General features: G+C 59.7%; 26 protein-coding genes. 16 read left to right on the top strand and 10 right to left on the bottom strand.

The genetic code is table 11. The features are described 5' to 3' along the window. Positions 1-61: 61 nt before the first annotated feature. Both KHQ23_RS12335 and dsdC read left to right on the top strand, forming a co-directional pair. Positions 62-196 (top strand): hypothetical protein, encoded by a 135-nt coding sequence (locus tag KHQ23_RS12335; RefSeq protein WP_004150275.1) that lies wholly within the window; start codon positions 62-64, stop codon positions 194-196. Beyond that, a complete protein-coding gene (dsdC, locus tag KHQ23_RS12330; protein WP_004188006.1) occupies positions 196-1,119 on the top strand; it encodes a DNA-binding transcriptional regulator DsdC in 924 nt (307 codons plus the stop codon). The genes KHQ23_RS12335 and dsdC overlap by 1 nt, the downstream gene beginning before the upstream one ends. Before the next feature lie 159 nt (positions 1,120-1,278). Here the strand turns inward: dsdC and emrD are convergent, their stop codons facing one another. From emrD to KHQ23_RS12305, 5 genes are all read right to left on the bottom strand, one after another. Beyond that, on the bottom strand, positions 1,279-2,463 hold the full coding sequence (gene emrD / locus KHQ23_RS12325; RefSeq protein WP_004181587.1) for a multidrug efflux MFS transporter EmrD: 1,185 nt from the start codon (positions 2,461-2,463) through the stop codon (positions 1,279-1,281). Positions 2,464-2,638: 175 nt separating this feature from the next. Continuing rightward, a complete protein-coding gene (locus tag KHQ23_RS12320) occupies positions 2,639-3,472 on the bottom strand; it encodes a DMT family transporter (RefSeq protein ID WP_002923296.1) in 834 nt (277 codons plus the stop codon). A 68-nt stretch (positions 3,473-3,540) separates the two neighbouring features. Continuing rightward, entirely contained in the window at positions 3,541-3,987 is a 447-nt protein-coding gene (locus KHQ23_RS12315; RefSeq protein ID WP_002923294.1) for a GNAT family N-acetyltransferase, read from the bottom strand. Between the two features lie 90 nt (positions 3,988-4,077). Next, positions 4,078-4,197: a type I toxin-antitoxin system toxin TisB gene (gene tisB / locus KHQ23_RS12310; RefSeq protein WP_004145059.1), complete on the bottom strand. Its 120-nt coding sequence runs from the start codon at positions 4,195-4,197 to the stop codon at positions 4,078-4,080. A gap of 452 nt (positions 4,198-4,649) precedes the next feature. Beyond that, positions 4,650-4,817 (bottom strand): hypothetical protein, encoded by a 168-nt coding sequence (locus tag KHQ23_RS12305; protein ID WP_004150272.1) that lies wholly within the window; start codon positions 4,815-4,817, stop codon positions 4,650-4,652. Between the two features lie 12 nt (positions 4,818-4,829). Here KHQ23_RS12305 and ivbL point away from each other — a divergent pair, with 12 nt between their 5' ends. From ivbL to KHQ23_RS12265, 8 genes are all read left to right on the top strand, one after another. Next, positions 4,830-4,925, top strand: a complete 96-nt coding sequence (ivbL, locus tag KHQ23_RS12300) for an ilvB operon leader peptide IvbL (protein WP_002923286.1) — start codon at positions 4,830-4,832, stop codon at positions 4,923-4,925. A gap of 104 nt (positions 4,926-5,029) precedes the next feature. Further along, the gene (gene ilvB, locus KHQ23_RS12295; protein ID WP_004173858.1) at positions 5,030-6,718 is read left to right on the top strand and encodes an acetolactate synthase large subunit; all 1,689 of its coding nucleotides are present in this window, start codon (positions 5,030-5,032) and stop codon (positions 6,716-6,718) included. A gap of 3 nt (positions 6,719-6,721) precedes the next feature. Continuing rightward, the gene (gene ilvN, locus KHQ23_RS12290; RefSeq protein ID WP_002923283.1) at positions 6,722-7,009 is read left to right on the top strand and encodes an acetolactate synthase small subunit; all 288 of its coding nucleotides are present in this window, start codon (positions 6,722-6,724) and stop codon (positions 7,007-7,009) included. A gap of 150 nt (positions 7,010-7,159) precedes the next feature. After that, the gene (gene uhpA / locus KHQ23_RS12285; protein ID WP_002923282.1) at positions 7,160-7,753 is read left to right on the top strand and encodes a transcriptional regulator UhpA; all 594 of its coding nucleotides are present in this window, start codon (positions 7,160-7,162) and stop codon (positions 7,751-7,753) included. A 17-nt stretch (positions 7,754-7,770) separates the two neighbouring features. Continuing rightward, positions 7,771-9,252 (top strand): signal transduction histidine-protein kinase/phosphatase UhpB, encoded by a 1,482-nt coding sequence (gene uhpB, locus KHQ23_RS12280; RefSeq protein ID WP_073553676.1) that lies wholly within the window; start codon positions 7,771-7,773, stop codon positions 9,250-9,252. An 11-nt stretch (positions 9,253-9,263) separates the two neighbouring features. Beyond that, positions 9,264-10,592, top strand: a complete 1,329-nt coding sequence (locus KHQ23_RS12275) for an MFS transporter (protein WP_211776959.1) — start codon at positions 9,264-9,266, stop codon at positions 10,590-10,592. Between the two features lie 145 nt (positions 10,593-10,737). Next, entirely contained in the window at positions 10,738-12,129 is a 1,392-nt protein-coding gene (gene uhpT / locus KHQ23_RS12270) for a hexose-6-phosphate:phosphate antiporter (protein WP_002923280.1), read from the top strand. A 136-nt stretch (positions 12,130-12,265) separates the two neighbouring features. After that, positions 12,266-12,718 carry a DUF1198 family protein gene (locus KHQ23_RS12265; RefSeq protein WP_002923278.1) on the top strand — a complete coding sequence of 151 codons (453 nt, stop codon included), beginning with the start codon at positions 12,266-12,268 and terminating at the stop codon, positions 12,716-12,718. Positions 12,719-12,847: 129 nt separating this feature from the next. Here the strand turns inward: KHQ23_RS12265 and KHQ23_RS12260 are convergent, their stop codons facing one another. Together KHQ23_RS12260 and KHQ23_RS12255 are read right to left on the bottom strand one after the other, a co-directional pair. Then, positions 12,848-13,171 (bottom strand): DNA-binding transcriptional regulator, encoded by a 324-nt coding sequence (locus KHQ23_RS12260; RefSeq protein WP_004173862.1) that lies wholly within the window; start codon positions 13,169-13,171, stop codon positions 12,848-12,850. Next, on the bottom strand, positions 13,155-13,514 hold the full coding sequence (locus tag KHQ23_RS12255) for a type II toxin-antitoxin system RelE/ParE family toxin (RefSeq protein WP_004151518.1): 360 nt from the start codon (positions 13,512-13,514) through the stop codon (positions 13,155-13,157). Before KHQ23_RS12255 ends, KHQ23_RS12260 begins: the two co-directional genes overlap by 17 nt. Positions 13,515-13,725: 211 nt before the next feature. On the opposite strand from KHQ23_RS12255, the gene nepI reads away from it, so the two are divergent. Beyond that, positions 13,726-14,919, top strand: a complete 1,194-nt coding sequence (nepI, locus tag KHQ23_RS12250) for a purine ribonucleoside efflux pump NepI (RefSeq protein ID WP_004186250.1) — start codon at positions 13,726-13,728, stop codon at positions 14,917-14,919. Here nepI and phnX read toward each other — a convergent pair. Together phnX and phnW are read right to left on the bottom strand one after the other, a co-directional pair. Further along, positions 14,916-15,725 (bottom strand): phosphonoacetaldehyde hydrolase, encoded by an 810-nt coding sequence (phnX, locus tag KHQ23_RS12245; RefSeq protein WP_016532492.1) that lies wholly within the window; start codon positions 15,723-15,725, stop codon positions 14,916-14,918. The genes nepI and phnX overlap by 4 nt on opposite strands. Before the next feature lie 9 nt (positions 15,726-15,734). Further along, complete coding sequence (gene phnW / locus KHQ23_RS12240; RefSeq protein WP_038992278.1) at positions 15,735-16,838, bottom strand: 2-aminoethylphosphonate--pyruvate transaminase; 1,104 nt, start codon at positions 16,836-16,838, stop codon at positions 15,735-15,737. A gap of 141 nt (positions 16,839-16,979) precedes the next feature. Here phnW and phnR point away from each other — a divergent pair, with 141 nt between their 5' ends. The 5 genes from phnR (at position 16,980) to phnV (ending at position 21,667) form a co-directional block, all read left to right on the top strand. Continuing rightward, positions 16,980-17,699, top strand: coding sequence for a phosphonate utilization transcriptional regulator PhnR (gene phnR, locus KHQ23_RS12235; RefSeq protein ID WP_004145049.1), 720 nt, complete (start codon positions 16,980-16,982; stop codon positions 17,697-17,699). Between the two features lie 176 nt (positions 17,700-17,875). After that, positions 17,876-18,889 (top strand): 2-aminoethylphosphonate ABC transporter substrate-binding protein, encoded by a 1,014-nt coding sequence (gene phnS / locus KHQ23_RS12230; protein ID WP_020953275.1) that lies wholly within the window; start codon positions 17,876-17,878, stop codon positions 18,887-18,889. A 5-nt stretch (positions 18,890-18,894) separates the two neighbouring features. After that, positions 18,895-20,007 carry a 2-aminoethylphosphonate ABC transport system ATP-binding subunit PhnT gene (gene phnT / locus KHQ23_RS12225; protein WP_038992282.1) on the top strand — a complete coding sequence of 371 codons (1,113 nt, stop codon included), beginning with the start codon at positions 18,895-18,897 and terminating at the stop codon, positions 20,005-20,007. Next, positions 20,007-20,867 carry a 2-aminoethylphosphonate ABC transporter permease subunit gene (gene phnU / locus KHQ23_RS12220; protein ID WP_038992284.1) on the top strand — a complete coding sequence of 287 codons (861 nt, stop codon included), beginning with the start codon at positions 20,007-20,009 and terminating at the stop codon, positions 20,865-20,867. Before phnT ends, phnU begins: the two co-directional genes overlap by 1 nt. Positions 20,868-20,869: 2 nt before the next feature. Next, positions 20,870-21,667 carry a 2-aminoethylphosphonate ABC transport system, membrane component PhnV gene (gene phnV, locus KHQ23_RS12215; RefSeq protein WP_004145044.1) on the top strand — a complete coding sequence of 266 codons (798 nt, stop codon included), beginning with the start codon at positions 20,870-20,872 and terminating at the stop codon, positions 21,665-21,667. 258 nt (positions 21,668-21,925) lie between these two features. Here the strand turns inward: phnV and KHQ23_RS12210 are convergent. Then, the coding region (locus KHQ23_RS12210; protein ID WP_148722431.1) for a carbohydrate porin at positions 21,926-22,727 on the bottom strand (802 nt) is incomplete at its 5' end.

Below are 22,727 nucleotides of genomic sequence, written 5' to 3'. Positions count from 1 at the left end.
ATTGAACAGAAACTCGGCATGGGCTGACAAACGATATAAATGACCTTTCAGATGAGCCAAATTGAATCAAAAAGGTGATTTAGCTCTAAAAGTGACCTCTAAATATGCTATGGGTCAAATTAACTCATCCTTTAGCGGAAGTTCCGGCATTATTTTTTTATCATCCAGACTCCCTATTATCGCCAGGAGCGCATAATGGATGTGCTAAAAACCTTAGGTACCCGGTTGCTGAACGGCTGGCAACTCTCCAGGCTGTCGACGTTTGAGGTGGCGGCGCGGCACGAGTCGTTCGCCCTTGCCGCCGACGAGCTGGCGCTCACCCCAAGCGCCGTCAGTCACCGGATTAATCAGTTGGAAGAGGAGCTGGGGATCCAGCTCTTTGTCCGCTCGCACCGCAAAGTGGAGCTGACGCGTGAAGGGAAGCGCGTTTACTGGGCGCTGAAGGCGTCGCTGGATGGTCTCAATCAGGAGATTCTGGACATCAAAAACCAGGAGCTCTCCGGCAGTCTGACGGTCTACTCGCGGCCCTCTATCGCCCAGTGCTGGCTGGTGCCGGCGCTGGGGGATTTCAGTCGCCGCTACCCGGCCATCTCGCTGACCGTGCTGACCGGCAACGATAACGTCAACCTGCAGCGGGCGGGTATCGATCTGGCAATCTATTTTGATGACGCGCCGTCGTCGCAGCTAAGCCACCATTTTCTGATGGATGAGGCGATCGTGCCGGTATGTACGCCGTATTACGCCCGCCAGCTGCAGTTAACGTCAAATCCTGCCAATCTGCGCCACTGTACGCTGCTTCACGATCGCCAGGCATGGAGCAATGATTCCGGCACCGATGAATGGTTCAGTTGGGCACAACAATTTGGGATTGAACTGCCGCAATCGTCGGGCATTGGCTTCGATCGTTCTGATTTAGCGGTGATTGCGGCGATGAATCATGTCGGGGTAGCGATGGGGCGTAAACGGCTGGTGCAGAAGCGGTTAGAGAGCGGCGAGCTTATCGCGCCGTTCGGCGATATGACGCTGAAATGCCATCAGCATTATTACGTGACCACCCTGCCGGGCCGCCAGTGGCCGAAAATCGACGCCTTTATCGAGTGGCTGCATAGCCTGACCTGAAAAAGAGCCGGGCTATCCCTCGGAGTTGTTAGGGAGGCCGGGTAGGGCGTGCGCCGCCACCCGGCAAAATGACGGCACTGCGCTTGCGCGGGCCGGCAGACGACCAGTCCGGTAGCCCGGATAAGGCGTCAGCCGCCATCCGGGGAACGGCCGCCGCGCTTATACCGGCTGCTGATGGTGGGTAAAGCGCGAGGCCAGCGGCAGCCAGCACAGCAGAATCAACAGGCCCATCAGCATCATCAGCAGGCCGAGGCTGCCCTGACCGGTTTGCGGCATCATCGCCGACAGCCAGGCCAGCACGCCGGAGCCGATATTCTGCAAGCCGCCCACCAGCGCCCCGGCGGTTCCGGCGAGGAACGGGAACGGCTCCATCGCGCCGCTGGTGGCCAGCGGGAACAACATCCCGGCGCCGAAGAAGAACAGCGCCGCAGGCACCAGCAGGGTCCAGACGGTCATGATGCCCAGCAGCCCTGGGATCCACATCATCAGACCCGCCAGCAGGCAGCAGATCACCGACTGCCACATCAGGGTCGGGAAACGCTTGTTGGGGCGGCCGGCAAACCACGCCCCGAAGAACGCCGCCGGGATCGGCAGAATAAACAGAATACTCACCGCCATGCTGCTCAGGCCGAGCACCGCGCCCATCAGCACCCCGGAGCAGGCTTCGAATACCGCAATCCCCGCCAGGCCGCCGATCAGCATCAGCAGATAGCAGTTAAAGGCGCCGGTGCCGAACAGCGTTTTGTAGCTGGCCAGAAGTTTGGTGCGCGGCGCCCCTTCCGGGCGCGTTTCCGGCATCCACTTCGCCATGCTGAAGGTCACCCCGGCGCACAGGACCAGCAGGAAAGCGTAGCAGGCGCGCCAGCTCCACAGGGTGTCGAGGATGCCGCCGAGCAGCGGGGCAATCAGCGGGCTGACCAGAATACCCATATTTAACAGGCTATTGGCATGACGCAGCTGAGCGCCTTCGTACAGGTCGCGGGGCAGGGTGCGCGCCATCACGCCGCCGACCCCGGTGCCCATCCCCTGCATGGCGCTGGCGGCGATCAGCACCGGCAGGCTATGGGTGGTAATAGCTACCAGCGTCGCCAGCATAAAAATCGACATCCCGACGAGGATCACCGGGCGGCGACCGACGCGGTCAGAGAGCGGGCCGTAGAATAGCTGTGAAATACCGTAGGTCAGCAGGTAGGCCGCCATCACGCTTTGTACCGCCCCTTCGCGGACGTTCAGCGCGACCGCCATGTCGGCGATGGCCGGAATATAAATGGTCTGCGCCATCTGGCCGACGGCCACCAGCAGTACCAGCATCAACAACAAATTGAAGTTCTTATGCCGTTTCATGTCGATGAATACTTTGTGAGTAAAGAGAAATGAAGAATATGTGACTACCACATCCCGTAAACGATGGAGGAATCTACCATATTAAAATGACAGAACAACTGCAAAGTGCCGATTGTTGAGGGAATTCCAGGCAGATTATGTAAACAGGAACGGCAACTAATGTTGCCATCTCAGGCTACGCCAGGCGCAGGAGGATCGCCCCGGCGGCAATCCCGCAGGCGGCCACGATGCGCAGCGGCATCAGTTGCTCTTTCAGGACGATAAAGGCGATCAGCGCGCCGAAGAGAATGGAGGTTTCACGCAGCGCGGCGACCACCGCCAGCGGGGCCTGGGTCATCGCCCATAGCGCCAGGCCGTAGGAGCCCATGGTGCCGATCCCGCCGAGGATGCCTTTTTTCCAGTGCTGACGTAAATAACGACTGGCCTCACGCCGTCGCGCCACCATCGCCCAGCACAGCAGGCAGAAGCCGTTCATAAAAAAGGTCCACAGGGTGTAGCCCAGCGCCGAGCCCGCCAGCCGGACGCCGGTGCCGTCCACCAGCGTATAACCGGCGATAAAGCAGGCGTTGATCAGCGCCAGCACGATGCCTTTGCGCGAGCTGGCGCGGCCGTTAAAGGCCATCGCCAGAATCGCCAGGCAGATGACGCCGATACCCAGCCAGGCCAGCGGCGACAGACGATCGCCGAGGAACAGCACGCTTATCGCCGCCACCAGCAGCGGCGCAGTGCCGCGCATCAGCGGATAGGTCTGGCTCATATCCGATACCTGGTAGGTCTTCGCCACCAGCACCGTATACACCACCTGTAACGCGCACGACGCCAGCAGATAGGGGGCGCTGACCAGCGCGGGCTGCGGGGCAAAGGGGAGCATCACCAGGGCGATCAGCGCGGCCGAGCCGCTGACGCCGATCGCCGCGTACATTTTATCGCCGCTGGCTTTGACGATAGCGTTCCAGCTGGCGTGCAGCAGGGCGGCGAACAGCAAAATGCAGAATACGGTGAGGGTCATCGCAGACAGGTTCAACAGTGAAGGTCACCGGAATGTAACACGCGCCCGCGCTGCCTGCCAGCGGGGGGTTAAAGCGAACAAAACAGGCGATGCGTCACCCGCGGTTCATCGTACACCGGGCGGAAACCAAGCCTTTCATAAAAGGGCCAGGCCTGCGCCGGGGCATGGGTGTTGAGAAAGTCGAACCAGGCGCTGGAGTGGGTGATAACCGAGACCAGCAGCTGCTGGCCGATGCCCCGGCGACGGTAGCGTTCGCTGATGTAGAGGTGGCGAATGCGCCCGGCCCGCGGCTGCGGACTGAAGGGATCGCTATTGATGCCGCATACCCCTACCAGCTGGTGGTTGACGAAGGCGCCCAGCAGCGTTTCGCCCGGCGCGTTAAAGCGGTTTTTGCCGCTCTGCCAGTTTTCCGCCAGGCGGCGCAGCATATTGAAATGCTGTTCAAGGCTTTCAATTCGTAGCGCCGCGAACCCCGGGGCATCCGGCGTCGTGGCGGCAATTAACAGGGGTGGCATAGCTTCCTCCATCAAGTCATCCCGGGACGCCCGGCGGGCGCCTGCAGGGGGGCGGTTTCCCGCCCCCCTCAGGTGCGACTTGAACCTGAATCAGCGGAACTGTTTCAGGACTGCATCAAGTAGTTGCAACACAGCAACCATGAGTTTCAGGATCAAAATAATAATATCCATTCCGCCCATACGCGCGTCTCCTGTGGTTAAGGAGCACAATAAGCTGACGTACCTTTCCGCTGCCCGTTGCCAGCTTATCCCTGCCTGTCGCCGGCGGCGTCTGCCCTGGCCGATAGTTCGTCCTTTCCATGAACGGCTTCCCGGCCCGCCGCCTGCAACGACAGGGGTGCGCAGCGCTGAGCCACGCGTTGCCGCGCGGGCCAGTGACTGCACGTTGTTGACGTAACACAGTGTGCTCTCTCGGGGTTAAGGCACTGACGGCACCACCCGTTTCAGCCAGGACTTCGTTGCGCCGGTCAAACTTGCGGCCCCCGAATGGCACAAAGTGAACACACCCAGTATAGATAAACACTGTATGGATGAACAGTATTTTTTGGACAAATCCGCCCCTCTCATCCATACTCTATGACAGAGAAAAACCGACCTTAAATTGCGCGAACTGCAGCGATCGCGTATACTTTTGGCGTTGACGTAATACAGTGTGCTTGCGGCTACCACCTGTAACCATGCTGATAAAAACCTCGCTCCGGCGGGGTTTTTTGTTTTCTGTCCTTTTGCGCCGAACTGTGATCTTTCGCGCAAATTTTCGTGGATGAAAATAAATCCATTGTGAAAACGTAAAACCTGTGTTTGTATAAATTCAGCTTATTTTTCGACACAACAGGTCCCTAATGAACGCAACCCTGATCGCTTCGACCCTACTAAAAACCGCGCCAGCCGCGGTGGTCGTCGTGTCTGTGGTGGTCGTCGTCGGCAATGCGCCGTAGGGTCCGGAACAACACGAATTCCAAACCCCGCCGGCGCAAACCGAGCGGGGTTTTTTGTTGGCGAGCCCCCCGGTAAAGTCGGCCCAGAAGAAAAGGACTGGAGCATGGCAAGTTCGGGCACCACATCAAACACAATGCGCTTTACCGGCGCGCAGCTGGTTGTTCATTTACTGGAGCGCCAGGGTATCACTATGGTCAGCGGCATTCCGGGCGGCTCCATCCTGCCTATCTACGATGCCTTAAGCCAGAGCACGCAGATCCGCCACATCCTGGCGCGCCATGAGCAGGGCGCGGGCTTTATCGCCCAGGGGATGGCGCGTACCGAAGGCAAGCCGGCGGTCTGTATGGCCTGCAGCGGCCCGGGGGCGACGAACCTGGTGACGGCGATCGCCGATGCCCGCCTGGATTCGATTCCGCTGGTCTGCATCACCGGCCAGGTACCGGCCTCGATGATCGGTACCGACGCCTTCCAGGAAGTGGACACCTACGGCATCTCTATCCCCATCACCAAACATAACTATCTGGTGCGCGACATTGCCGAGCTGCCGCAGGTGATCAGCGACGCCTTCCGTATTGCCCAGTCCGGACGTCCCGGGCCGGTGTGGATAGACATTCCTAAGGACGTGCAGTCGGCGACCATTGAGCTGGAAGCGCTGCCTGAGCCTGGCGAGCGCGCCCCGGCACCGGCATTCGCGCCTGAAAGCGTGCGTGAAGCGGCGGCAATGATCAACGCGGCGAAACGCCCGGTACTGTATCTGGGCGGCGGGGTGATTAACGCGCCGCAGGCGATCCGTGAGCTGGCGGAAAAAGCCAACCTGCCGACCACCATGACCTTAATGGCGCTGGGCATGCTGCCGAAGGCGCACCCGCTGTCGCTGGGGATGCTGGGGATGCACGGCGCGCGCAGCACCAACTTCATTCTGCAGGAGGCGGATTTACTGATTGTTTTAGGCGCCCGTTTTGATGACCGGGCGATTGGCAAGACCGAGCAGTTCTGCCCGAACGCGAAGATTATCCACGTCGATATCGACCGCGCCGAACTGGGCAAAATTAAGCAACCGCACGTGGCGATTCAGGGCGATGTGGCGGAAGTCTTAGCCCAGCTGAACCCGCAGATTGAGGCGCAGCCGCGCGAGGAATGGCGCCAGCTGGTGGCCGACTTGCAGCGCGAATTCCCCTGCGCCATCCCGCAGGAAAGCGACCCGCTCTCCCATTACGGCCTGATTAACGCCGTGGCCGCCTGCGTGGATGATGAAGCGATCATCACTACCGACGTTGGCCAGCACCAGATGTGGACGGCGCAGGCCTACCCGCTCAATCGTCCGCGCCAGTGGCTGACCTCCGGCGGCCTCGGCACCATGGGCTTCGGCCTGCCGGCAGCCATCGGCGCGGCGCTGGCGAATCCGCAGCGCAAGGTTATCTGCTTCTCCGGCGACGGCAGCCTGATGATGAATATTCAGGAGATGGCCACCGCCGCCGAAAATCAGCTGGATGTAAAAATTATCCTGCTGAACAACGAAGCGCTGGGGCTGGTGCATCAGCAGCAGAGCCTGTTCTATCAGCAGGGCGTTTTTGCCGCCACCTATCCGGGGATGATTAACTTTATGCAGATTGCCGCCGGTTTTGGCCTGCAAACCTGTGATTTAAATAATGAAGTCGATCCGCAGGCGGCGCTGCAGGCGATTATCGACCGTCCGGGGCCGGCGCTGATCCACGTGCGCATCGACGCACAGCAGAAAGTGTATCCGATGGTACCGCCGGGTGCGGCCAATACTGAAATGGTGGGGGAATAAGCCATGCAAAAACAATGTGATAACGTCATTCTGGAACTCACCGTCCGCAACCATCCCGGCGTCATGACCCACGTGTGCGGGCTTTTTGCCCGTCGCGCGTTTAACGTCGAAGGCATTCTCTGTCTGCCAATTCAGGGCAGCGAACACAGCCGCATCTGGCTGCTGGTAAATGATGACCAGCGACTGGGGCAGATGATTAGCCAGATTGAAAAGCTGGAAGATGTCACCAAAGTGGCGCGTAACCAGTCCGATCCCACCATGTTTAACAAAATTGCGGTGTTCTTCGAATAGCGCTCAAGGCTTGAACAGCCACGCGCTTATCGCTAAGGTAAGCGCCTTTGCCGGATGACGCTGCGCTTATCCGGCCTACAGGCAGTGAATCTGTAGGCCGGATAAGGCGTTTACGCCGCCATCCGGCGTTTTCAGGCACCAGGACACACCATGACCACCATCGCCCTTATTGACGATCATTTGATTGTCCGCTCCGGCTTTGCTCAGCTGCTGGGGCTGGAAGCTGATTTTCAGGTTGTCGCCGAATTTGGTAGCGGCCGCGAGGCGCTGACGGGGCTACCGGGGCGCGGCGTGCAGGTCTGTATCTGCGATATCTCCATGCCGGATATTTCCGGGCTGGAGCTGCTCAGCCAGCTGCCGAAGGGGATGGCGACCATCATGTTGTCGGTACACGATAGCCCGGCGCTGATCGAGCAGGCGTTGAACGCCGGCGCGCGCGGCTTCCTGTCGAAACGCTGCAGCCCCGATGAACTTATCGCCGCGGTACGCACGGTGGCGGCGGGCGGTTGCTATCTCACGCCGGATATCGCCATGAAGCTGGCCGCCGGGCGCCAGGATCCGCTCACCAAACGCGAGCGTCAGGTGGCGGAAAAGCTGGCGCAGGGCATGGCGGTGAAAGAGATTGCCGCCGAGCTCGGTCTGTCGCCGAAAACCGTCCACGTACACCGCGCCAACCTGCTGGAAAAGCTGGGCGTCAGCAACGACGTTGAGCTGGCGCGCCGCATGTTCGATAGCTGGCAATGAAGGCCGTCGTCTCACGATTGCTGTCGGTCATCGGCTGCGCCTTTATCTTCGCGGCCGCCTGGTTCTGCCTGTGGAGCATCAGTCTGCATCTGGTGGAACGCGCGGATTTAGCGGTGCTGCTGTTTCCCTTTGGCCTGCGGCTGGGGTTAATGCTGCAATGCCCCCGCGGCTACTGGCCAGTGCTGCTGGGAACCGAGTGGCTGCTTATCTTCTGGCTGGCGCAGGAGGTGGCGCTGGCGCACCCGATAATTTTGATGACCGGAAGCCTGCTGACTCTGCTGCCGGTGGCGTTGATCTCGCGCTACCGGCAGCAGCGCGACTGGCTGACGCTGCTGCGTCAGGGCGGGGCGTTAATGGCCGCCGCGCTGCTGCAATCGCTGCCGTGGCTGGCGGAGGGGGACGAGGGGCTTAACGCCCTGCTGTTGACGCTGACCGGCGGCCTGACGCTGGCGCCGACCTGCCTGGTTTTCTGGCACTATCTTACCAGCACCGTCTGGCGGCCGCTGGGGCCGGCGCTGGTGGCGCAGCCGGTTAACTGGCGCGGGCGGCATCTGATCTGGTATCTGCTGTTATTCACCATTAGCCTGTGGCTGCAGCTTGGCCTGCCCGCCGAGCTCTCCCGCTTTACCCCGTTTTGTCTGGCGCTGCCGATTATCGCCCTCGCCTGGCACTACGGCTGGCAGGGAGCGCTGATCGCCGCCCTGATGAACGCTATCGCCTTGATTGCCAGCCAGACCTGGCACGATCACCCGGTCGATTTATTGCTTTCCCTGCTGGCACAGAGCCTCACCGGGCTGCTGTTGGGGGCGGGGATCCAGCGGCTACGCGAGCTGAACCAGTCATTACAAAGCGAGCTGGCGCGTAATCGTCGGCTGGCGGAACGCCTGCTGGAGACCGAAGAGAGCGTGCGGCGAGACGTCGCCCGCGAGCTCCATGATGATATCGGCCAGACCATCACCGCGATCCGCACCCAGGCCGGGATCGTACAGCGGCTGGCGCCGGACAACGCCAGCGTGCGCCAGAGCGGTCAGCTGATAGAACAGCTGTCGCTGGGAGTTTACGACTCGGTGCGTAGACTGCTGGGCCGTCTGCGTCCGCGTCAGCTCGACGACCTGCCGCTGGAGCAGGCGGTACGTTCGTTGATGCGCGAGATGGAGCTGGAGGACCGCGGCATTGTCAGCCATCTCGACTGGCGGATTAACGAGGCGGGACTGAGCGAGAACCAGCGCGTGACCCTGTTTCGCGTTTGCCAGGAGGGGCTGAATAATATCGTCAAGCACGCCAGCGCCAGCGCTGTCACTCTGCAGGGCTGGCAGCAGGATGAGCGACTAATGCTGGTGCTGGAAGATGACGGTTGCGGCCTGCCGCCGGGGTCGAATCTGCAGGGGTTCGGCCTGACCGGCATGCGCGAGCGCGTGACCGCCCTGGGCGGCACACTGACGATCTCCTGCACCCATGGTACACGGGTGTGCGTCAATCTACCGCTGCGTTACGCCTGAGAGGATCGCCGATGTTCGCCTTTTTAAAAGCCCCGCCGGACGCTGCGCCGATTAGCGATAAACGCGAACTTGATGCGCGTTATCGCTACTGGCGTCGCCATATCCTGTTGACCATCTGGCTGGGCTACGCGCTGTTCTATTTCACCCGCAAAAGCTTTAACGCCGCGGTCCCGGAAATTCTCGCCAGCAACGTCCTGACCCGCAGCGATATTGGCCTGCTGGCCACGCTGTTCTATATCACCTACGGGCTGTCGAAATTTTTCTCCGGTATCGTCAGCGACCGCTCCGACGCCCGCTATTTTATGGGGCTGGGGCTTATCGCCACCGGGGTGGTGAATATTCTGTTCGGTTTTTCTTCCTCACTATGGGCTTTCGCGCTGCTGTGGGCGCTGAATGCCTTCTTCCAGGGCTGGGGCTCGCCGGTCTGCGCCCGACTGCTGACGGCCTGGTATTCGCGGACCGAGCGCGGCGGCTGGTGGGCGCTATGGAATACGGCGCATAACGTCGGCGGCGCGCTGATCCCGATGGTGGTGGGAGCGGCGGCGTTGCACTACGGCTGGCGTGCCAGGATGACCATTGCCGGCTGTCTGGCGATCCTCGCCGGACTGTATCTGTGCTGGCGGCTGCGCGATCGCCCGCAGGCGGTGGGGTTACCCGCCGTGGGCGACTGGCGTCACGATGCGCTGGAAATCGCCCAGCAGCAGGAAGGCGCTGGGATGTCTCGTAAAGCGATCCTGACCCGCTACGTGCTGGCCAATCCCTACATCTGGCTGCTGTCGTTGTGCTATGTGCTGGTGTACGTGGTGCGGGCGGCGATTAACGACTGGGGCAATCTGTATATGTCGGAGACGCTCGGCGTCGATCTGGTGACCGCTAACTCGGCGGTGACCATGTTTGAGCTGGGCGGTTTTATCGGCGCGCTGGTGGCGGGGTGGGGCTCGGATAAGCTGTTTAACGGCAACCGTGGGCCGATGAACCTGATTTTCGCCGCCGGAATTTTGCTGTCGGTTGGCGGCCTGTGGCTGATGCCGTTCGCCAGCTATGTCATGCAGGCGGCCTGCTTCTTCACTACCGGTTTCTTCGTTTTCGGCCCGCAGATGCTGATCGGCATGGCGGCGGCGGAATGTTCGCATAAAGAAGCCGCCGGGGCGGCAACCGGGTTTGTCGGCCTGTTCGCTTATCTTGGCGCCTCGCTTTCCGGCTGGCCGCTGGCGCAGGTGATGGATATCTGGCACTGGACCGGATTCTTCGTGGTGATTGCGATTGCCGCCGGCATTTCCGCGCTGCTGCTGCTGCCGTTTTTAAACGCGCAGGCGCCGCGTACCGCCAGCGAAGCGTGATGTAGCTCACCCTTTCGCCGCGAACGGGACAAAACTAAGAAATTTTCCCGGTTTTACCTGGACGCCGTCTCAGGCCAGACGGCGCGCTGGTTTTTACAATGCCTGGTTATTACGCAGGCATAAAAAATCAGCTCAGGAGATACCCATGCTGGCCTTTCTGAATCAGGTGCGCAAGCCGACCCTGGATCTGCCGCTCGATGTGCGGCGCAAAATGTGGTTCAAACCTTTCATGCAGTCCTATCTGGTGGTTTTCATCGGCTACCTGACCATGTACTTGATCCGCAAGAACTTTAACATCGCGCAGAACGACATGATCTCCACCTACGGGCTGAGCATGACCCAGCTGGGGATGATTGGCCTGGGCTTCTCCATCACCTACGGCGTGGGCAAGACGCTGGTCTCTTATTATGCCGACGGCAAAAACACCAAGCAGTTCCTGCCGTTTATGCTGATCCTCTCCGCCATCTGTATGCTGGGCTTTAGCGCCAGCATGGGGGCGGGTTCTACCAGCCTGTTCCTGATGATCGCCTTCTATGCGCTGAGCGGTTTCTTCCAGAGCACCGGCGGCTCGTGCAGCTATTCCACCATCACCAAGTGGACGCCCAGACGCAAACGCGGCACTTTCCTCGGCTTCTGGAATATCTCCCACAACCTCGGCGGCGCGGGCGCGGCGGGCGTGGCGCTGTTTGGCGCCAACTATCTGTTCGACGGCCATGTGATCGGCATGTTTATCTTCCCGTCGATTATTGCGCTGATCGTTGGCTTTATCGGCCTGCGCTACGGTAGCGACTCTCCGGAATCCTACGGCCTCGGCACGGCGGAAGAGCTGTTTGGCGAAGCGATCAGCGAAGAGGACAAAGAGACCGAAGAAAATGCGATGACCAAGTGGCAGATCTTTGTTGAGTACGTGCTGAAAAACAAAGTGATCTGGCTGCTGTGCTTCTCCAACATCTTCCTCTACGTGGTGCGTATCGGTATCGATCAGTGGTCCACCGTGTACGCCTTCCAGGAGCTGAAGCTGTCTAAAGAGGTGGCGATTCAGGGCTTTACCCTGTTTGAAGTCGGCGCGCTGGTTGGCACGCTACTGTGGGGCTGGCTGTCGGATCTGGCCAACGGCCGCCGCGCGCTGGTGGCCTGCATCGCGCTGGCGCTGATTATCGCCACCCTCGGGGTTTACCAACACGCCAGCAACCAGTACGTCTATCTGGCCTCGTTATTTGCGCTGGGCTTCCTGGTGTTTGGTCCGCAGCTGTTGATCGGCGTCGCCGCCGTCGGTTTCGTACCGAAAAAAGCGATCGGCGCCGCCGATGGGATCAAGGGCACCTTCGCCTATCTGATCGGCGATAGCTTCGCCAAACTGGGTCTCGGGATGATCGCCGACGGCACCCCGGTCTTCGGCCTGACCGGCTGGGCCGGCACCTTTGCGGCGCTGGACGCCGCCGCCGTCGGCTGTATCTGCCTGATGGCCATCGTGGCTATCTTTGAAGAGCGTAAAATTCGCCGCGAGAAAAAGAACCGTATTTTGCAGACCGCCTGATTCACCAGGTATTTGGTAACCTTGCCCGGCCTTCGCGCCGGGCTTTTTTATTTCTTGCGCATTATGCCAGGTCCGACAGTCGACAGCAGGCAAATTCCCATTATGATAGACAGGCTGCGATTGGATGAGAGGATGCATGATCTGGATAGGACTGGCCACCCTGGTAGTGGTGTTTGTTGTGGGATTTCGGGTGCTTACCTCTGATTCACGCCGCGCGATCCGCCGCCTGAGCGAACGCCTCGGCATCACGCCTGTCCCGCTGGAATCGATGATCGATCAGCTGGGAAAAACCGCCGGTAATGAGTATTTGCGTTACCTGGAGCGGCCGAATGAAGCGCATCTGCAGAACGCCGCCCAGGTGCTGCTCATCTGGCAGGTCGCGATTGTCGACGCCAGCGAAAAAAACCTGCATTACTGGTATCGCCTGATGCAAAAAGCGCGTTTAGCGGCGCCGATTACCGAGGCGCAGATCCGCCTGGCGCAAGGGTTTCTGCGCGAGCTGGACCCGGATGTGAGCGATTTACATAACCTACAGCAGCGCTACAACGACCTGTTTCTCCCGGAAGACGGCGTGCACTGGCTGCACTGATCTCATTGTTATCCGGCCTGTGGTTCATCGCTTTTGTGTGCCGGATGGCGGCTGCGCCTTATCCGGCCTACGGTTTCCGCACTCGTCACTTGTAGGCCGGATAAGCGTAAGCGCCATCCGGCAGGATAACTACAGTAGGATTTTCAGGCCGTGTTTTTGTACGACGCTAAGCAATTTTAATGACATTCCGCTTGGTCGCTTAGCGCCAGTCTCCCATTTTTGCACGGTAGACACGCTGGTATTCAGATAACGAGCGAACACGGGTTGGCTAACATTGAGTTGTTCACGTAGCGCTTTAATTTCAATGGGTTGAAGTGCGGCTACGCTACCGAGACATGATTCATCAAAATGGCGCATTGTTTCCTGTGGGATTGCGCCAACGCTGAATAGCCCCGACGCAGCGCTATGGATCGCTTCGAAAGCCGGGCTTTTGTATTTATTTTTTGCTGTCATCGCAAATCTCCACCAGTTCTTTACTTTTAACTAAGACCGTCGTTTTCTCTTCAGAGAGATTGGCATAGTGTTTTGCTAACTCACGAAACCCCATTAATTCGCGATGGTTGATATTGGCCATATCCTGTTTGGCATATAGAAAGGTATAAAACCAATACTCTGCGCTTTTGGTAAGGATGATTGCGCGATCGCGATTCTTGTTGAGTCGCTTTTTATAAACCCCTCCTCCTAAATCAACCACTTTGCCCTGAAGCGCAGATTGAATTGCCTGATAGAGCTCGTCGTCGGAAATGCCATGAGAGCTAGCCTCTCTGGCGAACCATTTGGTTTTGAAGATACGCATTGCTGACATCCTGTCGTTAAAAGTATAGCACATAGTGCTATATTAAATTCTCCTGAGATTTGTTAAAGCGATAGCAAGCATCGTTTTTTTAAACATGCGAGCAGCTACGCATCCTCTTATGAAAAGCGAGAATAGTTGCGAAAACGTTAAATGCGTCACAAACAAAATGTTACACTGCGCAGCTTTCCGCCACTTTCTTCGCAGGTCACTCATGAGTCATTCAAATGAAACCAAACCCCATGCACGCGAGCTGGCGCGACCAAACTGGTCGGCGGTCTTCGCGGTTGCTTTCTGCGTTGCCTGCCTGATTACCGTCGAATTTCTACCGGTCAGTCTGTTGACGCCGATGGCGCTGGATTTAGGCATCTCCGAAGGGATGGCCGGGCAGTCGGTGACGACGACGGCATTCGTCGCGATGTTTTCCAGCCTGTTTATCACCACGGTGATAGGTAAAACCGATCGCCGCTACGTGGTTATCCTGTTTTCGCTGCTGCTGACCCTTTCCTGCCTGCTGGTATCTTTCGCTGATAGCTTCACCCTGCTACTGCTGGGGCGCGCCTGTCTGGGCCTGGCGCTCGGCGGTTTCTGGGCGATGTCCGCATCGCTGACCATGCGGCTGGTGCCGATGCGCGTGGTGCCGAAAGCGCTATCGATTATTTTCGGCGCGGTATCGATCGCGCTGGTAATTGCTGCCCCATTGGGCAGTTTCCTTGGCGGGCTTATCGGCTGGCGCAACGTCTTTAACGGCGCGGCGGTGATGGGCGTGTTGTGTACGCTCTGGGTGCTGAAAGCGCTGCCGTCGCTGCCCGGTGAATCGGCTTCTCAGCAGCAAAATATGTTTGGTCTGCTGAAGCGTCCGGGGGTGATGGCCGGAATGTGCGCCATTTTCATGGCTTTTGCCGGACAGTTCGCCTTCTTTACCTATATTCGCCCGGTGTACATGACCCTCGCCGGGTTTGATGTCGACGGCCTGACGCTGGTGCTGCTGAGCTTTGGTATCGCCAGCTTTATCGGCACCTCGCTCTCCTCGGTGCTGCTCAAGCGTTCGGTAAAAGCGGCGCTGGCGATCGCGCCGCTGGTGCTGACCGCCTGCGCGGTGGCGCTGGTGCTGTGGGGAGAGAGCAAAATCATCGCCTCGACGGTGGCGATTATCTGGGGCTTCGCGTTTGCGCTGATCCCGGTGGGGTGGTCAACGTGGATCACCCGTTCCCTCTCCGATCAGGCGGAAAAAGCCGGGTCGATTCAGGTGGCGGTGATCCAGCTGGCCAACACCTGCGGCGCCGCGGTCGGCGGCATTGCGCTTGACCACTTAGGGCTGCTGTCGCCGCTGGTGTTGTCAGGGATATTGATGCTGTTTACCGGCCTGCTGGTGGCGGCCAAAGTGAAGGTGAATTCACCCGCTTAAGGCCGCTCGCCTTTTGCCAGCCGGGCATTGATGTCGGCAATCACTTCCGGCAGGTCCGCCAGGGTATCAACCACATAATGCGCCCCGGCGGCATACAGTTTGCCTGCCGCCCGCTCGCGGCGGGTGGCGATTTCCGCTTTCGACATCGCCTGGTACTCCTCCCAGGTTGCGCCGAATTCGTTACCGGACACCGCCAGCCCGACGCTCCACATCCCGGCATGTAACCCTTCGCTGATGCCCGGCGCGGCGTCGTCGACCTTCACGCAGTGGGCCACATCGTCTATGCCCAGGGTAATCACGTTCTGCAGCGCCATCCACGGGCCCGGACGACCGCCGGCGGCAAGGTCATCGGTGGCGACCCAGTGGTCCGGGGCGTAGCCCTGGGCGGCGGCGGCCGGTACCAGCTTTTCCATCACCGGGCGCGGATAACCCGAGCAGGAGCCGATCTTCAGGCCCTCGGCGCGAAACGTGGCGATGGTGTCGACCACGCCGGCTATTGGTGCGGAAAAATCGACAACCTTAGCGATTTGCAGCGGCATAAACGCGGCGTAGATCGCATCGATATCCGCGGCCGTCATCGCGCGGCCGAATTTGGCCTGCCAGCGGCTGTCGACAGCGGGGAGTTTGCCCAGCGCCTCAATGTGCTGCCATTTGCCAAGCCCCATCGGCACGCGGGCCTCTTCAAGGGTTATCTCAATATCGAAGGCCTGGCGGAAGGCCTCGACGAAGATTTGCGTCGGGGCGAAAGAGCCGAAGTCTACGGTGGTGCCTGCCCAGTCAAGGATCAGTGCGCTAATACGGTTCATGGCGGTTCCTTAATGTTTCCAGTACATGGCGTTGTCGATAGCCGCCAGCAGGGCGGTGATATCGGCGTCGTAGACTTCGCCAATGTTGCCGATGCGGAAGCAGTCGCTTTGCGATACTTTGCCCGGATAGATAACGAAGCCCTGATCTTTCAGCTTCTGGTAGAAGGTGTGAAAGCGATACTGCGGCGCATCCGGTGAATAAAAGGCGGTAATGATCGGCGAGTGCAGGCTATCGTCGAGCAGCGGCCGGAAGCCGAGCGCGCGCATCCCGGCGACCAGCCGGCGCTGATTGTTGCGGTAGCGCTGATGGCGAGCGCTGACGCCGCCCTCCTGCGCCAGCTCTTTCAGCGCCTGGGCGAAGGCCAGCACGGTATGCGTCGGCGAGGTGAAGCGCCACTTACCGTGGTTGTCCTCCATGCAGCGCCACTGGGCGTACAGATCCAGCGACAGCGAGCGCGAACGGCCTTTGCAGGCGGCCAGCTCCGCTTCACGGGCAATCACGAAGGCAAAGCCCGGCACGCCCTGAATGCATTTATTGGCGGAGCTTATCAGGTAATCAATATTCAGCGCGGCGATATCCAGTGGAATGCCGCCGAAGCTGCTCATCGCATCGACGATATAGCGTTTATCGTACCGTTTCGCCAGTTCGGCCACCTCTTCGATCGGATTCAGCATACCGGTGGTGGTTTCGCTGTGTACCATCGCGATATGGGTGATCGCCGGGTCGTTCTGCAGGATCTGTTCGATCGCGGCCGCGTCCGGACGGGAGACTTCGCCACAGTCGTAAGGGTGGCAGGCGATGCCCATCAGTTGCGCCATCTCAATCATACGCGCGCCATAGGCGCCATTGCTGACGATTAGCACTTTGCCTTGTTCGCCGATGACGCTGCCGAGCACCGCTTCGACCGCGTAGCTGCCGCTACCCTGCAGCAGCACTGCGGTATAACCGTCGGCCGGGGTAGCCAACTGCACCAGCTGCTGGCGAATGGTCTGTACCACGCCGAGATTGTAATCATCATCCCAGGTGCAGCTATCGAACAACATCGCCTCTTTCACCGTACGGGAGGTGGTTAACGGGCCGGGGGTCAGCAGCAGGTAATTTCGTGAAGTCATTTGTCTCACCATTTGGTCTATACCAGATTTATAGTTATCATGGAGACAAAGCCGGGAAAGGGTCAAAGGAAATGTGGCGCTGCAACAAAAAATTCATCTGGCTATGTATAATGAGCGCACGAAAAGTGGCAGTGAGTAAACATGAAATCACCCTCTGGCGAGATGCCGCAATACCTGATGATTAAGGCGCAGCTGCAGGCGCGTATTCAAAACGGCGCCCTCAAAAGCGGCGACAAGCTGCCTTCCGAGCGCGAGCTGTGCGCGCTGTTCAACACGACGCGGATTACGGTGCGTGAGAGCCTGGCGCAGCTGGAGGCCAGCGGCGTGATTTACCGCGCCGACCGCCGCGGCTGGTTTGTGACGCCGGAGCGTCTGTGGCTGGATCCGACGCAAAATACCAACTTCCACAAGCTGTGTCTCGAGCAGGGGCGCGAACCGAAAACGGTGCTGCTTGATGGCCGCCTGGCTGCCGTGCCGCTGGATGTAATGGCGCCTCTGGCGCTGCAGCCCTTCGATCAGGTCTATTTGCTGACCCGGCTGCGCTATGCCGACGGCCGGCCGGTGTGCTACTGCGAAAACCACTGTCTGCCCGCGCGGGTGCCTGAGCTGCTGCGCCACGATCTCAACGGCAGTCTGACCGAGATTTATCAAACTCACTACGACCTGATCTATACCAGTATGCATCTGTCGTTTTATCCCACCTCAATGCCGCCGCAGGCCGCCGAGGCGCTGGGGGTGATGGAGGGGCGCCCGGCGCTGCTGTTGCGCAGGCTGAATTACGATCAGCATGGGCGTATTCTCGATTATGATATCGAATACTGGCGGCATGACAGCCTGCGGATCGAAGTCGATACCCATTGATTTTATTAGTTAAATTTTTTGATCTCCCCGGTGGCGCTAGCGCTTACCGGGGCTACGCATCCCGCTCGTTTTAACTCCTTCGACACACTTCTTTCATCGTTTTGTCATAAACCATCGGTAGCGTGAAGGCAAATCTGGTCTACACCAGAATAACTAACTGCGATGAGGCTTACACGATGAAACTCTCCCGACTTGCTCTGCTGTCCCTGTTCGCGCTGACCAGCTCTCCGGTTTGGGCGGACGGCGTCGTCACGGTTTACTCCGCCGACGGCCTGCATGACGGCGATAACAGCTGGTATCAGAGCCAGTTCGCTGCCTTCACCAAAGCGACGGGCATCAAAGTGCAGTATGTGGAAGGCGGCTCCGGCGCGATCGTCGAGCGTCTGGCCAAGGAGCGCACCAATCCGCAGGCTGATGTGCTGGTCACGGTGCCGCCGTTTATCCAGCGCGCCGCGAAAGAGCAATTGCTGGCAACTTTTACCCCGCAAGGTAGCGCGCAGATCCCCGGCGCCAACGACCGCTATTCGCCGCTGGTGAACAACTATCTGACCTTCATCTATAACGGCCAGTTGCTGAAAACCGCGCCGGCCAGCTGGCAGGATCTGCTGGATAGCCGCTTTAAGAACAAGTTGCAGTACTCCACGCCGGGCCAGGCGGGCGACGGTACCGCGGTGATGCTGCAGGCGTTCCACAGCCTCGGCGGCAAAGACGCCGGCTTCGAGTATCTGGGCAAGCTGCAGGCCAATAACGTTGGCCCATCGGCCTCGACCGGTAAGCTGACGGCGCTGGTCAACAAAGGCGAGCTGTACGTCGCCAACGGCGATCTGCAGATGAACCTGTCGCAGATGGCGCGTAACCCGAACGTTAAAATTTTCTGGCCGGCGGATGACAAAGGCGAGCGCAGCGCGCTGGCGCTGCCCTACACCATCGGGCTGGTGCAGAACGGACCGAACAGCGAAAACGGCAAAAAGCTGATCAATTTCCTGCTGGATAAACCGGCGCAATCCAGCGTCAGTGCGCGCTCCTGGGGCCTGCCGGTACGCAGCGATGTGGCGCCGGATGATGCTAACTTTAAGGCGGCGAAAGCGGCGCTCGACGGCGTGAAGAGCTGGGAACCTAACTGGGACGATGTCGCGGTATCGCTGTCGGCTGACATTGCCCGCTGGCATAAAGTGACCGATAGCGAGTAAGCCTGATGTTGATGAAAACCACCGTCACTTCTTCCCCGTCGCTGGCGGGGACGTCCGGGATCACCCTGGACTCGCTGCGCGTTTCATACCACGGCAACGTGGTCTTAAAACCGCTGTCATTGACCATTGAGCCCGGTGAGGTGCTGGCGCTGATTGGCCCTTCCGGTTCCGGGAAAACCACGGTGCTGCGGGCGATTGCTGGTTTTGTGAAACCGGCTGGCGGGCGGATCCTGATCGGCGATACTGACGTCACCCAGCTGCCGCCGTACAAACGCGGGCTGGCGATGGTGGTGCAGAACTACGCGCTGTTCCCGCATATGAAGGTGGAAGATAACGTTGCTTTCGGCCTGCGGGCGCAGAAGCAGCCCAGGGGGCTTATCGCCGAGCGGGTGACTGAAGCCTTAAAAATCGTCGGCATGGCGGATTACGCCACCCGCTACCCGCATCAGCTTTCCGGCGGCCAGCAGCAGCGCGTGGCGATAGCCCGCGCGATTGCCGTGCGTCCTCGGGTGCTGTTGCTTGATGAACCGCTGTCGGCGCTGGATGCGCAAATTCGCCATAACATGGTGGAAGAGATTGCCCGTCTGCATCGCGAACTGCCGGAGCTCACCATTCTCTACGTCACCCACGATCAGACCGAAGCGCTGACCCTGGCGGACAAAATCGGCATCATGAAAGACGGGTCGCTGATCGCCCACGGTGAAACGCACGAGCTGTACCACTATCCGCCGAACCGCTTTAGCGCCGAATTCCTCGGCCGCGCCAATATCCTGCAGGCGACGGCACTGAAAGACAGCCCCGAGCCGGGGCTGGTTAGCGTGAGCTGTGGCGGCGGCCTGATTAACGCCTTCAGCCGGGGCGGCCTGCATGGCAACAACAAGCTGTTATGCATTCGCCCGCAGCACATGAGCCTGGCGCCGCGATCGGCAACTAGTAATCGTCTCAATGCTACCCTGACCTCGGTACACTGGCAGGGCGATCTGACGCATCTGCTGTGCGATGTTGCCGGCGAAGCGGTGCGGATCGTCATGACCCACGTGAACCCGCTGCCGCGCGCGGGGGACAAGCTGGCGCTCTACTTCGAACCTGGCGATGCGGTTCTGATCGAGGTGCAATGATGGCGCAAACCCTCACGCTTGCGCGTCCGGCGCGAAACTTACGGCCTTACCTGTGGCTGGCATTGCCGCTGCTGGTGCTGGCGACGCTATTTTTCTATCCGCTACTGCTGATCGCCGAACAGGCGCTGCGCGACGCCAGCGGCAACCTGAGCCTCGAGACCTTCTGGCAGGTGATCGACTCTAAGCGCTTTATTGGCGCGCTGCTCAATACCTTACAGATTGCGGTGTTCGCTACCCTTGGCTGCCTGGTGCTCGGCAGCGTGCTGACGCTGATTCTGGTCTTTATTCCGTTCCCCGGAAGCCAACTGGTGGGCCGGGTCATTGATACTTTTATTGCGCTGCCGACCTTTCTTATCACTCTCGCATTCACCTTTATTTACGGCTCGGCGGGGCTGCTCAACGGCACCCTGATGGCGCTGTTTGCTTTTGAACTGCCGCCGGTAGACTTCCTCTATTCGATTAACGGCGTGATTCTGGCGGAGATTACCGTCTTTACGCCGCTGGTGATGCGCCCGCTGATGGCGGGACTGCGGCAGATAGATAAGAGCCAACTGGAAGCGGCGAGTATTCTCGGCGCCCATCCGCTACGGGTGATTACCCAGGTTATCTTCCCGGCGGCGCTCCCGGCGCTGATGGCGGGCGGCAGCCTGTGCCTGCTGTTGACCACTAACGAGTTCGGGATCGTGCTGTTTATTGGCGCCAAAGGGGTCAATACCCTGCCGATGATGGTCTACAGCAAGGCGATTCTGGAGTCGGATTACAGCGTGGCCTGCATGATTGCGCTGATCAATATTCTGCTGTCGCTGGGGCTGTTTATGCTCTATCGGCTGGCGGCGGCGCGCACTGGCGTAAGGAGTTAACGATGTTGATTTGGTCGCGTAAAGGCCGCGCGGCGGCGGGCGCGCTGGCGGTGACGCTTTTTGCCGGCGTTTTCCTGCTGCCGCTGGCGGTGATTTTACTCTCCAGCCTGAGTAAACAATGGAACGGCCTGCTGCCCACCGGCTTTACCTTTGCCCACTTTGTTAACGCCTTTCGCGGCGCGGCGTGGGATTCGCTGTTTTCGAGCCTGATGGTGGGCTTCTGCGCCAGCCTGTTGGCGCTGCTGTGCGGGATGTGGGCGGCGCTGGCGCTGCGCCAGTATGGCGCGACGCTACAGAAATATCTTGGCCTGGCGTTTTATCTGCCCAGCGCTATCCCCTCGGTTTCCGTCGGACTGGGCATTCTGGTGGCGTTTAGCCAGGGGCCGCTGCAGATGAACGGCACCTTCTTTATCGTTCTGGCGGCGCACTTCGTGCTGATCTCCGCCTTTACCTTCAGCAACGTAACGACCGGGCTGGCGCGTATTTCCGCTGATATTGAAAACGTCGCCTCCAGCCTGGGCGCTTCGCCGTGGTATCGCCTGCGCCATGTGACGCTGCCGCTGATGACGCCGTGGATGATCTCGGCGCTGGCGCTGAGCCTGTCGTTGTCGATGGGAGAGCTAGGGGCGACGGTGATGATCTATCCGCCGGGCTGGACGACGCTGCCGGTGACCATTTTCAGCCTCACCGATCGCGGCAATATCGCCGATGGCTCGGCGCTGACCATTGTGCTGGTGGGCGTCACGCTGCTGTTGATGATGAAGCTTGAGCGCATCGCCCGCCGATTAAGCCAGAGATAAAGAATTGATGACGCCACCAGGGCACGGGGCTGACTGCCCGGCGGAGCTGTTGCTTGCCGGTCCTGGGGGGAAGGCGATTTTCTGTAGGCCGGATAAGGCATGTATGCCGCCATCCGGCACAGCCGCGGGTACGGTGCCTGACCGCCCGGCGGCGCTGCGCTTGCGCGGGCCTGGGGGTGGAATCCCGCAGGCCTCCTCAGTTGTAGCCCGGCTAAGCGTAGCGCCAGCCGGGAACGCTCCTTCGACAACGCTATCGCATCAGAACCACGCCTCAAACATCCCACCGACGTTCAGCGAATCCAGCTGCTGGTCTTTGGTGTTGTTGACCTTCGCGGTGTGCTCGTTGTCCACCTGGCCGCCGGTCACGTAGAAGCGCAGCATCGGACGGAACTCCGGCCCCATGCCGATGGCGATGTTCTGCGACAGCGTCAGCTTCCAGCCGTGGTTATCCCCGCCCTGGTCGTAATCCACGCGCTGGTAGCCCGCTTCCAGCCAGGTGGAGTGCACGTCGTTCCAGAAGTACATCGGCCGCACGATGGCGCCGTAGTTTTTGCGGTTGTCGGTATTATCTTTGCCGTTGTCGTAGTCATGGAAGGCCAGCAGATATTCCACCTGCGCCTGCTGGGTGAACTTATGGCTGCCCTCGAAGCTGGCGTAGACCGTGGTCAGGTCGTCGGTCTTGTTGTAGACGCTGTTATCCGAGTTGTCGGAATAGCGCAGGATCACCTTGTTCACCCCGCTGTCGTTGGTGTGGCTCAGCACCAGGCCGCCCTGCCAGGCTTCGAGACGCGCGTCGCTGTCCACCGCCTTTGAGTCAAAGCCGTAGTTGGCGTACACCTCGACGTCGATCGGCCCGGCCTTGATGTTGTGGGTTTTGGTGGTCAGCGCGTAGTGGCCGTTGTCGCCGGTGTCGGAGCTGCCGGTACAGGTGATGCGCGACGGGTTGGTCTCGTCGGCCATCACTTCCGGGCTGCAGGATTTCACCTGCGACACAGCCGCCACGTCGAACTGCACGCCGCCGATATCAAAGTTCTTTACCCCGGCGCCCTGGCCGTCGTGG

The organism is Klebsiella sp. 64, assembly GCF_018223915.1.
GTDB lineage: Bacteria > Pseudomonadota > Gammaproteobacteria > Enterobacterales > Enterobacteriaceae > Klebsiella > Klebsiella pneumoniae.
This window is presented reverse-complemented; position numbering and strand designations above follow the sequence as displayed.